General features: G+C 73.0%; 13 protein-coding genes. 2 read left to right on the top strand and 11 right to left on the bottom strand.

The genetic code is table 11. The annotated features are described in order from the left end of the window. Positions 1-187: 187 nt before the first annotated feature. Together ACZ4YL_RS38580 and ACZ4YL_RS38575 are read left to right on the top strand one after the other, a co-directional pair. Positions 188-1,150: an MASE1 domain-containing protein gene (locus ACZ4YL_RS38580; RefSeq protein WP_468122954.1), complete on the top strand. Its 963-nt coding sequence runs from the start codon at positions 188-190 to the stop codon at positions 1,148-1,150. 86 nt (positions 1,151-1,236) lie between these two features. After that, the gene (locus ACZ4YL_RS38575; protein WP_468122953.1) at positions 1,237-2,190 is read left to right on the top strand and encodes a hypothetical protein; all 954 of its coding nucleotides are present in this window, start codon (positions 1,237-1,239) and stop codon (positions 2,188-2,190) included. Positions 2,191-2,227: 37 nt separating this feature from the next. On the opposite strand, the gene ACZ4YL_RS38570 is transcribed toward ACZ4YL_RS38575, so the two are convergent. From ACZ4YL_RS38570 to ACZ4YL_RS38520, 11 genes are all read right to left on the bottom strand, one after another. Further along, the gene (locus ACZ4YL_RS38570; RefSeq protein WP_468122952.1) at positions 2,228-3,106 is read right to left on the bottom strand and encodes an alpha/beta hydrolase; all 879 of its coding nucleotides are present in this window, start codon (positions 3,104-3,106) and stop codon (positions 2,228-2,230) included. 171 nt (positions 3,107-3,277) lie between these two features. Beyond that, positions 3,278-4,501, bottom strand: coding sequence for a kynureninase (gene kynU, locus ACZ4YL_RS38565; protein ID WP_468122950.1), 1,224 nt, complete (start codon positions 4,499-4,501; stop codon positions 3,278-3,280). Beyond that, the gene (locus ACZ4YL_RS38560) at positions 4,494-5,348 is read right to left on the bottom strand and encodes a tryptophan 2,3-dioxygenase family protein (protein ID WP_468122949.1); all 855 of its coding nucleotides are present in this window, start codon (positions 5,346-5,348) and stop codon (positions 4,494-4,496) included. The genes kynU and ACZ4YL_RS38560 overlap by 8 nt, the downstream gene beginning before the upstream one ends. 165 nt (positions 5,349-5,513) lie before the next feature. Then, complete coding sequence (locus ACZ4YL_RS38555; protein WP_390016958.1) at positions 5,514-5,927, bottom strand: DUF3151 domain-containing protein; 414 nt, start codon at positions 5,925-5,927, stop codon at positions 5,514-5,516. A gap of 166 nt (positions 5,928-6,093) precedes the next feature. Then, entirely contained in the window at positions 6,094-6,297 is a 204-nt protein-coding gene (locus tag ACZ4YL_RS38550) for a hypothetical protein (RefSeq protein ID WP_468122947.1), read from the bottom strand. 218 nt (positions 6,298-6,515) lie between these two features. After that, positions 6,516-7,547: a class II fructose-bisphosphate aldolase gene (fbaA, locus tag ACZ4YL_RS38545; protein ID WP_468122946.1), complete on the bottom strand. Its 1,032-nt coding sequence runs from the start codon at positions 7,545-7,547 to the stop codon at positions 6,516-6,518. Positions 7,548-7,902: 355 nt separating this feature from the next. After that, entirely contained in the window at positions 7,903-8,442 is a 540-nt protein-coding gene (pyrE, locus tag ACZ4YL_RS38540) for an orotate phosphoribosyltransferase (protein ID WP_327736570.1), read from the bottom strand. Between the two features lie 33 nt (positions 8,443-8,475). Then, positions 8,476-9,264, bottom strand: a complete 789-nt coding sequence (locus ACZ4YL_RS38535) for an aldose epimerase family protein (RefSeq protein ID WP_468122944.1) — start codon at positions 9,262-9,264, stop codon at positions 8,476-8,478. A gap of 33 nt (positions 9,265-9,297) precedes the next feature. Continuing rightward, the gene (locus ACZ4YL_RS38530; protein WP_468122943.1) at positions 9,298-10,134 is read right to left on the bottom strand and encodes an SRPBCC family protein; all 837 of its coding nucleotides are present in this window, start codon (positions 10,132-10,134) and stop codon (positions 9,298-9,300) included. A gap of 33 nt (positions 10,135-10,167) precedes the next feature. Next, positions 10,168-11,811 (bottom strand): polyamine aminopropyltransferase, encoded by a 1,644-nt coding sequence (locus tag ACZ4YL_RS38525; protein ID WP_468122942.1) that lies wholly within the window; start codon positions 11,809-11,811, stop codon positions 10,168-10,170. Positions 11,812-11,926: 115 nt separating this feature from the next. Next, positions 11,927-12,475 (bottom strand): DUF2617 family protein, encoded by a 549-nt coding sequence (locus ACZ4YL_RS38520; RefSeq protein ID WP_468122941.1) that lies wholly within the window; start codon positions 12,473-12,475, stop codon positions 11,927-11,929. Positions 12,476-12,501: the final 26 nt, after the last annotated feature.

The following is a 12,501-nucleotide window of genomic DNA, read 5'->3' as shown; positions in this document are numbered from 1 at the left end:
TCTCCCCAGGCCCGCCAGGGCCGAGGGGAAGGATCGCAAGGCGGACGAGGGAGGCGACGCGGAGCGTCGCCGACCGAGGACAACGCGGCGAGGCGTGGTGCCGGCCGCCGCGAGCCCGCCCTGACCGGCAAGACACCCCCTAGCGCGTGTCACGGCCCGCCGGAACCCCGGGCTGTTGTCTGATGCTGTGGTGCGCACCGAGGGATGGCGACGTCTGCCCGCAGCTCTGCTGCCGATCCTCGCCGTCGCCGTCGCCTACTACCTGGGCGGACTGATCGGCCTGAACCAGCGTGTGGTCGTCAACGACGCCGAGGTCACACCCCTGTGGCTGCCGACGGGCATCGCGGTGACCTCCCTCCTCTGGCTGGGCCTGCGGGCGTGGCCGGGGATCGCGCTCGGCACGTACCTCACCATCGAGCAGATCACCGATTTCGACCCGCCCGGCCTGATCATCGTCGCGGGGAACGTCCTCGCCCCCGTGTGCGCGTACCTGATGCTCCGCCGGGCGGGTTTCCGTACCGAGATGGACCGGCTGCGGGACGCCCTGGCGCTGGTCTTCCTGGGCGGTCTGCTGCCCATGCTGATCAGCGCGACGATCGGAACCTGCACGCTGGTGCTCACCGGGGACCTGCCGGCGTCGCAGTTCTGGCCGGTCTGGGCGGCCTGGTGGGCCGGGGACGCGATGGGCGTGCTGGTGCTGACCCCCCTGCTGCTCGTCCTGCGCCGGCTCGTGACGGTCCGGCGGCCCCCGGAGGGCTACCGTGCGGCCGAGGCTACGGCCCTGGCGGTTGCCTCCGTCGCCGTCACGCTCGTGGCCACCCGCAGCCCCCTCTCGCTGCTCTTCCTCGTCTTCCCGCTGATCATCTGGGCGGCCGTACGCTTCCAGCTCGCCGGGTGCGCTCCGATCACGCTGCTGGTGTCGGTCCTGGCGATCGCTGCGGCGACCGCCCACGACGGGCCGTTCGCCCACCACACCCTCCTCGAAATCATGATCAACCTCCAGGCCCTCAACGGCGCGGCGGCCCTGACCGGGCTGCTGCTGTCGGCCTTGGTCACCGAGCAGAACAACGTCCGCCTGAAGATCGAGCAGGTCTGCGAGGACCTGGCGGAACTGGTGGAACACCTGGCCCCGGGCAAACCCGATCGATAGGGAGCCCGTCCCGAAGTGACGGGGCGCCGGGTGTCGGAGGCGGGCGTTAGGGTCGGGGCGCGTGACACGAACGACAGGAGGCCCCCATGCCGTCAGGGCACCCGCAGCAGATACCCGCTCAGGCCCGGCCGACCGGGCCCCGGCCGCTGGCGCCGATCCCCTTCGACGTGGAGGCGGTCTTCCCGGAACTGACCGGCTCTGCCCGCGAGGTGACACTGCTCTACCCCCGGGCAGGACGCCCCGGCCCGGGTGACAGCTCGCTCGGCGGACCGCTGCTGTGGCCGGCGGACGAGCCCTGGCCGATGTGCGCCGAACCGGACCACTACGAGCCGCTGGGCCCGCCCGTCGGGCCCGAGCCGGTCGCGATGGTCCCGGTGGTCCAGCTGTACGCACGGGACGTGCCCGGCCTCGTCCTCCCCGCCGGAACCGACCTGTTGCAGATCCTGTGGTGCCCGCTCGTCCACGAGGACGCCCCGTACGCGGCCGCCCCCCGGCTGCACTGGCGCAGCGCGGCGCTGACGGCCGCGGGTGCCCTCGCCGGGGAACCGCCGCGCCCGCACACGGCGGACGAGGAGTTCCTGCCCCGCCCGTGCACGGTGTCCCCGACCCCCGCGGTGGAATACCCGAACCGGGACATGCCGGAGGGACTCGGCGATCTGCTCGGCGAGCGGTTCGAGAGCCTGAAGGAGGAACAGGGCTACGACTACTTCGAGGTGGCCACCACGCAGCAGAGCAAGGTCGGCGGCTACCCGGGGTGGACCCAGCAGCCCGCCTGGCCCGACTGCGCGGGCTGCGGCACCCGCATGGAACACCTGCTCAGCGTCACCGCGACCGAACCGGGCATGGGCCGTTGGCTTCCCCTGGACGACCGGGACCCCCGCCAGGAGGGAACCGCGACCCCGTCGTGGCGGGCCGAGGCGGACCCCGCCACCGTGGACGGGTTCGGGCACGGCATGTGCCTGGGCGACCTCGGCGGCATGTACTTCTTCGTCTGCCGCAGCTGCCCGGACACCCCGTACGCCCACCGCTACGACTGCTGAGCACCGGCCCGGCCGCAGGGGGCCGGGCCGCCCGGCTCTACCAGGCCAGCTGCGAGATCTCCTCGGCGACCACCGCGCACGCGTCCGCCGCCGGGTCGATCAGCGGGAAGTGACCGACCGCGTCCAGCAGGGTCAGCCCGACCATCTCCCCCGCCTTCGCGGCCGCCGCCGCATACGCCTCGGCCACCTGCTGCGGGACCACGATGTCGTCCCGGCCCTGGACCACCGCCGTGGCGATCCCCGTCGGCAGCAGCGAGGCCGGATCGGCGTACGGCAGCCGCTCGTCCCAGTGGTCCGCCCCGCCCAGCAGCTGCGCGCTCGCGCCGCCGCACACGCCCAGTTCCTCCGCCACCGCGAAGTCCGCGATCGGGGCCAGCGCCACCACGCCCCGCAGCATCGGCGGGGAAGGCAGCCGCCACGGGGAGCCGGCCGGGAGCACGTGCCGGGCCGCGGCCCACAGCGCGAGGTGGCCGCCCGCCGAGTGGCCGGTGACGACCGTGCGGCGGACATCGGCCTGCGGGAGCGCGTCGGCCGCCAGCCCCGGCAGGGCGTCCATCGCGGCGGCGACATCGTCGAAGGTCTCCGGCCAGCGCCCGGCGACCGGCCCCTCGGCATTCTGACGCGGCAGTGAACTGCCGCGCCGGTACTCGACGTTGGCGACGGCGAAACCCCGGCGGGCCAGAAAGTCCGCGAACGGCGTGACGTGCTGCCGGTCGTACGGGGCCCGCCACGCGCCCCCGTGCAGCAGCACCACGAGCGGGGCCGGCCCCCGGGTCTCGCCGCGCGGGGCGTAGAAGTCGACGACGTGGTCGGGGTGTTCCCCGTACGCGGCGGTCACGTCCGGCGCCACGGCCGGGTGGGCGAAGGCCGAGGCGGCCTCCGCGGCGTCCCGTTCCACTGCGGCGGGGTCCGTCATCGGCTCAACCTCTCGGTAACGCGTTGGACAGCGGGGGCAGATGTTCCGGTGGTCCGGCAGAGCGGGACCGTATCAGTCTGGAACAGGAGCTTCCGTGCGGGGCCCGGAATATGACCGGGCGGACGGAGCCGTAGCCCCGCCCGCCCGGTGATGTGACGTTTCGCTACCGAGTCACCCGAAAATGTGACCCAGTGTCCGCGCGGCACGCTCGGCGTCGGCGAAACCGACGTAGAGCGGGGTGAAGCCGAAGCGCAGGACGTCGGGTGCGCGGAAGTCGCCGATGACGCCGCGGGAGATGAGCTCCCCCATGACCTCACGGGCGTTCTCGGTCCGCAGCGAGATCTGGCTCCCGCGGCGGCCGTGCTCGGCCGGGGTGACCGACTCGACCCGGTCCTGCGGGACGTACGCCGCCACGCATTCGAGGAAGAAGTCGGTCAGGGCGAGGGACTTGGCCCGTACGGCTTCGACGGACACGCCGTCCCAGGCGTCGAGCGCCGACTCCAGGGCCAGCATGGACAGGATGTCCGGCGTGCCGACGCGCCCACGGGTCGCGCCCGCGGCCGCCTCGAAGGCCGGGGTCATCGCGAACGGGTCCGCGTGACCGTTCCAGCCCGGGAGCGGGGAGTCGAAGCCGGCCTGGTGGCGGGCGGCGATGTACAGGTACGCGGGCGCGCCGGGGCCGCCGTTGAGGTACTTGTACGTGCAGCCCACCGCGAGGTCGACGGCGTGCGCGTCGAGGCCGACGGGGAGGGCCCCGGCGGAGTGGCACAGGTCCCAGACCGTGATCGCCCCGGCGGCGCGGGCCGCCGTGGTGAGCGCGGGGAGGTCGTGGAGCCGTCCGCTGCGGTAGTCGACGTGGTTGAGGAGGACCACGGCGGTGTCAGCGTCCATGGCCTCGGCCGCGTGCGAGGGGTCCACCGGGACGACGGTCAGGCCCGTCATCCGGGCCGCCGACTCCGCGATGTAGCCGTCGGTGGGGAAGGTGGCGGCGTCGACCAGCAGCCTGGTCCGGCCGGGTGCCGCGAGACGGGCGGCGCCGACCAGGGCCTTGAAGAGGTTGACGCTGGTGGAGTCACCGACGACCACCTGGCCGGGGGCCGCGCCGATGAGCGGGGCGATCTTGTCGCCGATCCGCTCCGGCGCGGTCCACCAGCCGCTCTCGTCCCAGGACCGGATGAGGAGCTCGCCCCACTGCCTGGCGACGACGTCGGCGGTGGTGTCCGCGACACCGGCCGGCAGGGCGCCGAGGGAGTTGCCGTCCAGGTAGACGACCCCGTCGGGGAGGGTGAAGCGCTCGCGGAGCTTCGCGAGCCCGTCGGCGGCGTCCAGCTCGGCCGCACGGCTGCGGAGGTCCGCCACCGTGTCCGCCGCTATGTCGTCGGAGTCGTCAGACATAGCTGCGGGCCGTCCAGAGCTCCGGGAAGACGTTCTTCGTCGCGCGCTTCTCCAGCCAGGTCACACCGGCCGAGCCGCCCGTGCCCGTCTTCGCGCCCATCGCGCGGCGGGTGGCGACCAGGTGGTCGTTGCGCCAGCGCCAGACGAGCTCGGCGACATCCGTGAGGACCTCGCCGAGGCGGTGCAGGTCCAGGGTCTCGCTGTCGTCCGGAGCGGCGTACAGGCCCGTCCAGACGGCCTCGACCTCGGCCGAGGGCTCGTAGCGCAGCGACAGGTCGCGGTTCAGGACGGCCTCCGGGACCGGCAGGCCGCGGCGGGCGAGCAGGCGCAGCACCTCGTCGTAGAGGCTGGGCTCGTGCAGGGCCTTCTCCAGCTCCGCGTGGACGCGCGGGGCGCCCCGGTGCGGGACCAGCATGGAGGAGGACTTCTCGCCGAGCAGGAACTCCATCCGGCGGTACATCGCCGACTGGAAACCGGAACCCTCGCCGAGGGCGGCGCGGTAGGCGTTGAACTGTCCCGGGGTGAGCTGGGCGAGCGGGCGCCAGGAGGCGTTGAGGGCCTCCAGTTCGCGGAGGGAACGTTTCAGCGCATCCATCGCGACCGGGATGCGGTCCTCGCGCAGGGCCTTCGCGGCGGTTTCCCACTCATGGACGATGACCGTGAACCACAGCTCCATGACCTGGGTCGTGACCAGGAAGACCATCTCGCCCGGGTCGTCCGAGCGCAGGTGCTGGAGGTGGGTGAGAACGTCCGCCTGGACGTAGTCCTCGTACGGGGTCGTGCCGTCGAAGTCGAGGTTCGGGGTTTCCGACCCGCCGACTCCGGAGGCATCAAGGGTTTTCGACATCGCTGTCTCCTCGACACGTGCTTCCGGGTAGCGGTCCGCCCCTTCCGTGAGGTGAGTGGAGCCCCGGTCCCCTGCCCGCAGCATAGGACACCGGCGCGCGTGCGCTCCAGCGGAGAGTGACACAGACCACACAATTTGGTGCGTGTCACTCCCCGCTGTACGGACTCAGGCGCTCAGCGTGTCCGCGGCCGTCGGGGACGAGTCGCGCAGGAAGGTCGAGCAGCGCTCGTACTCCTCCTTCTCGCCGATCGCCTCGGCCGCGCGGGCCAGGGCGTGCAGGGCGCGCAGGAAGCCGCGGTTCGGCTCGTGCTCCCACGGGACCGGGCCGTGGCCCTTCCATCCGGCGCGGCGCAGCGCGTCGAGGCCGCGGTGGTAGCCCGTACGGGCATAGGCGTACGACTCGACCGTGCTGCCGGCGGCGAAGGCTTCGTCGGCGAGGATCGCCCAGGCGAGGGACGACGTGGGGTGCGCGGCCGCCACCTCGACGGCGGGGGTGCCGGCGGCGATGGCTACGCGGCCCGGCTCGTCGGGCAGGTGGGTGGGGGCGGGGCCCCCGAGCAGGTTCTGGTGAATGGACATGCCCCCAGTCTGCCGGGCCGCTGCCGCCGAGCGGGCGGTGGTCCGCCGGAGTCCCCGGAGCAGGGCGCGGTCTGCGGGGTCGGGCGCGGCGGCGCAGGGGCCGACGCGGCACCTCCCCGGGCCCGGTTCCGGGACCCGGCCCGGGCTCCGACCCCGGCCGCACGGATCAGCCGACGACGGCCGGGATCGCCACGGCCGGGACCACCATGCTCGGCAGCATGCTCGTGTAGAGCACCGAGATCTCCCGGTCCAGGTCGACCCCGAGGGTCTGCGACATCACGTTGAGCCCGGCGAAGGCCCCGACCACCAGCCGTGAGGCTCCCGACGGGTCCACGTGCGGGAGCAGTTCGCCGCACTCCTTCGCCTGCACACCAGCAGGGCGGTGTGCAGATCGATCCACCCCTGGTGCGGCGCCGCCCGGACCGATCGGTCCGTACATGCCCCAGCACGTACTGCCGGGGGGCAGTGCACACCATCGTGCGGTCACCGTCCACCGACGCCGTCACCCCTGCCAGGGGGAACGCCGAAGGGCCCGGCCTCCGTCGTGGGACGGGGGCCGGGCCCAACGGTGCGGCTCGCTGTGGGCGACTACTTCAGCTTGGTGCCGGTGGAACGCAGGTTCGCGCAGGCCTCGGCGACGCGCGCGGCCATGCCCGCCTCGGCGGCCTTGCCCCAGGTGCGGGGGTCGTACTTGGACTTCGTGCCGACCTCGCCGTCGACCTTCAGCACACCGGCGTAGTTGGCGAACATGTGGTCCACGACCGGGCGGGTGAAGGCGTACTGGGTGTCGGTGTCGAGGTTCATCTTCACGACGCCGTTCTCCAGCGCCGTGGCGATCTCCTCGGCCGTGGAGCCCGAGCCGCCGTGGAAGACGAAGTCGAACGGCTGGTCTCCGGCAGCCTGGCCGTACTTCTCGGCGACACCGGCCTGGAGGTCCTTGAGGAGCTCGGGGCGCAGGACGACGTTGCCCGGCTTGTAGACGCCGTGGACGTTGCCGAAGGAGGCGGCCAGCAGGTAGCGGCCCTTCTCGCCCAGGCCGAGGGCCTCGGCGGTGCGGATCGCGTCGTCGACGGTCGTGTACAGCTCGTCGTTGATCTCGTGGCTGACGCCGTCCTCCTCGCCGCCGGTCGGGGTGATCTCGACCTCAAGGATGATCTTGGCGGCGACGGCCTTGGCGAGCAGCTCCTGGCCGATGGCCAGGTTGTCGGCCAGGGTCTCGGCGGAGCCGTCCCACATGTGCGACTGGAAGAGCGGGTTCAGACCGCGGGCCACGCGCTCGGCGGAGATGTCGAGCAGCGGACGTACGTAGCCGTCCAGCTTGTCCTTCGGGCAGTGGTCCGTGTGCAGGGCGACCGTGATGTCGTACTTGGCGGCCACGATGTGCGCGAACTCGGCCAGGGCGACCGCGCCGGTGACCATGTCCTTGTTGTGCTGGCCACCCAGGAACTCCGCACCACCGGTGGAGATCTGGATGATGCCGTCGCTCTCGGCCTCCGCGAAGCCGCGCAGGGCAGCGTGCAGGGTCTGGGAGGAGGTCACATTGATGGCCGGGTAGGCGAACTTGCCTGCCTTCGCCCGGTCGAGCATCTCGTTGTAGACCTCGGGGGTTGCGATGGGCATCTGCCGGCTCCTTGGATGTGCGGGGAGTGTGCTTATTGCGGGCCCTGACCTGGGGGCGACGTCATCGTCGCGCCTATCTTTCCAGACTCAGCGCAGGGGTCCAGACTGCCGGTCTCACGTGGTGGGCGAACGGCCCGGGATGTTTCACGTGAAACATGCCGGGCGCCCGGGAAAGAGCAGGTCAGGCCGGTCCGAGGGGCGGCCGAGGACCTTCGTCAACAGTTCTCGCGGTGGCCGGACGGAGCCGGAAGGAGCCGGACGGCCGCTGGAGCGGGGCTGACCCACGGCCAGGCCGGGGGCATGCTCGGGCCCGGACGGGACAAGACTCCGGGCCGGACCGGGGCAGACCCAGGGTCTAGGACAGGCCGAGGTCCTGGAGGAGGTACCCGGTGAGGTAGGGCAGGCCGGCCGCGGCGATCGCGTCGGCCGCACCGCGGTCGACGATCGTCGCGACGGCGACGACCTCGCCGCCTGCCTCGCGGACCGCCTCGACGGCGGTCAGCGGGGACCCGCCGGTGGTCGAGGTGTCCTCGACCACCAGGCAGCGCTTGCCCTTCACGTCGGTGCCCTCGATACGGCGCTGCATGCCGTGGGCCTTCTGCGCCTTGCGGACGACGAAGGCGTCCAGGCGCTCACCGCGCGCCGCGGAGGCGTGCAGCATCGAGGTCGCGACCGGGTCGGCGCCCAGGGTCAGACCGCCGACGCAGTCGAAGTCGAGCTCGGCCGTGAGGTCGAGCATGACCTGGCCGACCAGCGGGGCCGCCTCGCCGTCGAGGGTGACCCGGCGGAGGTCGATGTAGTAGTCGGCCTCACGACCGGAGGAGAGGATCACCTTGCCGTGCACGACGGCCTTGTCCTTGATCTGCTGCAGAAGCGCATCGCGTACGTCACTCATGCCTCTGAGCTTAGAGGGGAGCGAGAAGGGGGCCTAGCCGAGCCGACGCCATGTCCAGGTGGTGGAGACCTCCAGCGGATCCACCGGGGTGACCAGGCGCGGGAGGGTGTTCAGTCCGTTCGGCGGACCCGACTGGGGCTCCACGCAGACAGCCTCGGGCTCCTCGTCGTAGATGACCACCCATTCGGCCCTGCTGGTGACCCGCAGTTCGAGGGCGCCGGGCCAGGTGAGGGTGACGTCGACGCCGTGCGGCATGCCGAAGCAGTCGTCCCAGGGGCGGGGCTTCGGGTCGATGCGGTTGCCGTTGGGGATGTGGTCGGCGCCGCGCTCCTCCTGCCACGCGGGCTCGAAGGAAACCTCCGCATCCGGCCCGCCGGTGCCGAGGTTGCGCAGGAACCACGGGTGCCAGCCGACCTGGGCCGGGAAGGAGTCTCCGTACGTCTCGACGCCCATGGTGAGGGTCAGCGAGTCCTCGGCGAGCGTGACGACCTGGGTCACCCGGCCGGGGTACGGCCACGGGTCGGTGAGGTCGTAGGCGAAGGCGGCCTCGGTGGCGGTGGCCCCCGCCGGACGCCAGGGCGCGTCGCGGGCGAAGCCGTGGAGAGCGTGCGGCGGGTGGTTGAGCGGCATCTGATGGACGGTCGCACCGTCGCGGAACTGCCCGTTCGCCGTCCGGCCGCACCAGGGGACCATCGGGAAGGCCCCGAACCCCGGCCCCTGGCGCAGCAGTTCTGTTCCGTCGATGCGCAGACTGCTGATCCGGCAGCCGTTCTGCTGGTCGACCGTCACCTCGGCGCCGCCGGCGCTCAGTTGCGTACTCATGCGGTCGACCCTAATGCGGCCCGGGCCCGCTGATCAGCGACGGCGCCGCAGGGCTCGGCCGATGACGACCGCCGAGGCGAGCGCGAACGCGGCGGCCGGGGCGATCCAGCGCAGGCTGTCCCCGGCGCCGGCGGAGGCGGGCGCGGGGACCGGGGCGTACCGCCCGCGCGGCGGCGCGTGGTCCACCTCCTCCGCGCTGCGGCCGATCATGGTGCGGCGGGCGTGGGCGGCCTCGGCCGGGGGCCGGGGGGCTCCGTCGGGGCCCTCGAACCGGCCGGCGAGGAAGGGGTCCAGGGACGGCGGTGGTACGTCGGTCTCGAAGAGGGAGGCGGTGACCTCGGTGACGTCGTCATCGACGGACCCGGGACCCGTTCCGTCCCCTCCGCCTTCGCCGCCCTCCGCTTCCTCGGCTTCTGCCACCGGGTCGCTCACGGCGTCGGGCGCGCAGGCGAGGGTCAGCTGTCCGGCGGCCCGGCCTAGCAGCCGCCGCGCGGCGGTGGCCGCGGCCTCCGGCGGGAAGGCGGCGGCGCGCCCGTCGGCGGCGACCTCGGCGGTGAAGTCGAGCCGGGTCCCGTCCGGGATGGGCGTCAGCCGCAGGTCGAGGGCGAACTTCACGGTCCCGCTGCCCCGGACCTCCGTGCCCTCACCCTCGAAGGTGAAGTGCCCGGGGTCGCGCTCGGTGACGGCCAGGGCGCCCCTGTAGGTCACGGTGCTCCCGCCGACCCGGACCTTGAGCCGGCCCGAGACCGGCCCGGCATCGGTGTCGGCATCCTGCTGGAGTCCCGGCACGCACCGGGCCACCCGGGCGGGGTCGCGCAGCACGGCGCGGAGATCGTCTGCCGGTACCGGGACGAACACCTGATGCTCCATGTGGTCGAGCCTACCGACGAGACCCGCACCGGGTCACGAATACCGCGGGTGCGGCAGCGTCGACGGCGGCAGTCCGGGCACCCGGGTGCGTTCCGCGTCACGTGCGGCGTCCTGCAGGGAGCGGGTCGACAGGGAGCGCAGCGCGGGCGTGTCGCGGTCCACCCGCAGGGGCGGGTCCGCGTCCCTGGCGGCCAGGACGAAGCCCCAGTCCTGCGGCGGTGCGTCGGTCACGCCGTGGGGGGTGCGGTCGGGTCCGGCGGCGAAGCCCGTGAGGCGGCCGCCCGCGCTGTAGGGGGCGGTGCGCAGGCCGGCCGCGCGGAGGGTGGAGTCGACGGTCCAGTACGCACGCGGACGCGTGGCCAGCGGTCCCGCGTGCACGGCGATGCGGCCCCCGGGGCGCAGGGCCCGCGCGGCCAGCCCGTAGAACTCCTGCGAGTACAGCTTCGTGCTGGGGGTGATGCCCGGGTCGGGAAGGTCGGAGACGATGACGTCGAAGCGGTCGCCGGCGGCCGGCCCCCGCAGCCAGCGGAAGGCGTCCTGCGTGACGACGGCGAGGCGCGGGTCCTCGTACACCCGGGCGTTGAGCGCGGAGAGCATCGGATCGGTGCGGGCCAGGCGGACCACCCCGGGGTCCAGCTCGACGACGGTGACGGAGGAGACGTCCCGGTAGCGGAGCACCTCGCGCGCGGCCAGCCCGTCGCCGCCGCCGAGGACCAGGACGCGGGTGTGCGGGCCGGTCATCGCGGGGTGGACCAGGGCCTCGTGGTAGCGGTACTCGTCGTAGCCGCTGACCCGCAGCCGCCCGTCCAGGTAGAGGTCGAGGGAGCGCGGGGAACCGGTCCGCGGCCCGGTGAGCACCAGCTCCTGCACCCCGGTCTGGACGGCGACCCGCACCTCCGCGCCGTAGACGGCGCGCCGGGCGGTCCGCTCGAAGTCGTCGGCGAGGACGGTCGCGGAGGCGAGCACGGCCAGGACGGTCACGTTCGCGCCGATCAGCAGCCAGCGGCAGCGCCTGCTCAGGTCCCGGCGGAACAGCCACAGGACCAGCCCGCCGCCGACGATCACGTTGACGGTGCCGGTGACCATGGCGCCGGTGAGCTGGCCGAGTACCGGGAGCAGCAGGAAGGGGAAGGCGAGGCCGCCGACGAGGGCGCCCACGTAGTCGGCGGCGAACAGGTCGGCAACGGCCCCGCCCGCGTCCTGTCTGCGGATGCGCTGGATGAGGACCATCAGCAGCGGGATCTCCGCGCCGATGAGCACCCCGATGGCGAAGGAGAAGGCGACGAGCGCGGGGCGGGACTCCCCCAGCCAGGCGAAGCTCGCGTACAGCGCCATGGCCGACAGCCCGCCGAGGAGGGCCAGGCCGGCCTCGATGGCGCCGAAACCGAAGGCGGGCCGGTGGCGGAAGCGCTTGGCGAGCAGGGAGCCGACGCCCATGGCGAAGACCATGACGGACAGCACGACCGACGCCTGGGTGACGGAGTCGCCGATGAGGTAGGTGCCGAGGGCGAGCAGCTCCAGCTCGTACACGAGCCCGCAGGCGGCGCAGATGAATACGGTGGCCAGGACGAGGAGTCGGCCGGTCCGGGGCCGTACGGGCAGGGCGGCCGGGACGGTCGCGGCGCCCCGAGGCTCCGGGGCCGGGAGCACCCGGCGCGGGACGGAACGGTCGATCATGAAGCGAACCGTACGTCACCGCTCCGCTGCATCCGGTCACCCACATGGGTGCAAGTGGCGTACTGATCCGGCCAGTTGGCGTAACCCTGGCGGGATAATCGCGCCCCGGCGCCCGCTACCGCAGCGCGGGTGATTCCCGGGCCGCCGCCGCGGGTGCCCCCATCCGTACGCCCACCCGCGTCCGGGTGGCCACCAACTGGCCCTCCTGCGGGTACGCGTGCCAGGTCCGCCAGCGCACCTGGCCCTCGTAGCGCTGCGCGAGCATGGCGGTGAAGGCGTGCGGACTCCCGGGAAAGGTCCCCGCTAGTCCGTTCGGGTGATCGGCCACCAGTGCGAGCAACTCCTGGGCCCGCCCGGCGAAGGAGCCGCGGGAGAGGGTCTCGACCCGCGCGGCGAACTCGTACTCCCAGTCGCCCACCCGCTTGGCCACGCCGAGCGGCAGCGGTGTGCTGCTGCCGGGCATACAGGCGACGGTCTCCGAGCAGAGCACCTCCCCCTCCTCCAGAAGCACCTGGTGGGACGCGCCGAGCAGGCGCAACTCCACCTTCGCCCCCGAAAGTTCGAGGTTCAGTACGGCCAGGGCGGGCAACCGGTCCCGACCCAGGGCCCAGGCGAGATCGGCGGCACGCGTGTCGGTGTATGAGGTCTGGAGGGTCGTGAGCATGAGTCGGCTCCGCAAACGCGCGAGGG

It is taken from the genome of Streptomyces sp. NPDC030021, assembly GCF_055574035.1.
Note: the sequence above shows the minus strand (reverse complement) of the source record. Positions and strands in the feature narration are given on the sequence as shown.

Coding starts and splice junctions, on each gene's coding strand:
- ACZ4YL_RS38520 (WP_468122941.1), bottom strand. CDS start 12,475: ATGCTCACGACCCTCCAGACCTCATACACCGACACGCGTGCCGCCGAT.
- ACZ4YL_RS38560 (WP_468122949.1), bottom strand. CDS start 5,348: ATGTCGAAAACCCTTGATGCCTCCGGAGTCGGCGGGTCGGAAACCCCG.
- ACZ4YL_RS38575 (WP_468122953.1), top strand. CDS start 1,237: ATGCCGTCAGGGCACCCGCAGCAGATACCCGCTCAGGCCCGGCCGACC.
- ACZ4YL_RS38525 (WP_468122942.1), bottom strand. CDS start 11,811: ATGATCGACCGTTCCGTCCCGCGCCGGGTGCTCCCGGCCCCGGAGCCT.
- ACZ4YL_RS38570 (WP_468122952.1), bottom strand. CDS start 3,106: ATGACGGACCCCGCCGCAGTGGAACGGGACGCCGCGGAGGCCGCCTCG.
- fbaA (WP_468122946.1), bottom strand. CDS start 7,547: ATGCCCATCGCAACCCCCGAGGTCTACAACGAGATGCTCGACCGGGCG.
- kynU (WP_468122950.1), bottom strand. CDS start 4,501: ATGTCTGACGACTCCGACGACATAGCGGCGGACACGGTGGCGGACCTC.
- ACZ4YL_RS38535 (WP_468122944.1), bottom strand. CDS start 9,264: ATGAGTACGCAACTGAGCGCCGGCGGCGCCGAGGTGACGGTCGACCAG.
- pyrE (WP_327736570.1), bottom strand. CDS start 8,442: ATGAGTGACGTACGCGATGCGCTTCTGCAGCAGATCAAGGACAAGGCC.
- ACZ4YL_RS38555 (WP_390016958.1), bottom strand. CDS start 5,927: ATGTCCATTCACCAGAACCTGCTCGGGGGCCCCGCCCCCACCCACCTG.
- ACZ4YL_RS38530 (WP_468122943.1), bottom strand. CDS start 10,134: ATGGAGCATCAGGTGTTCGTCCCGGTACCGGCAGACGATCTCCGCGCC.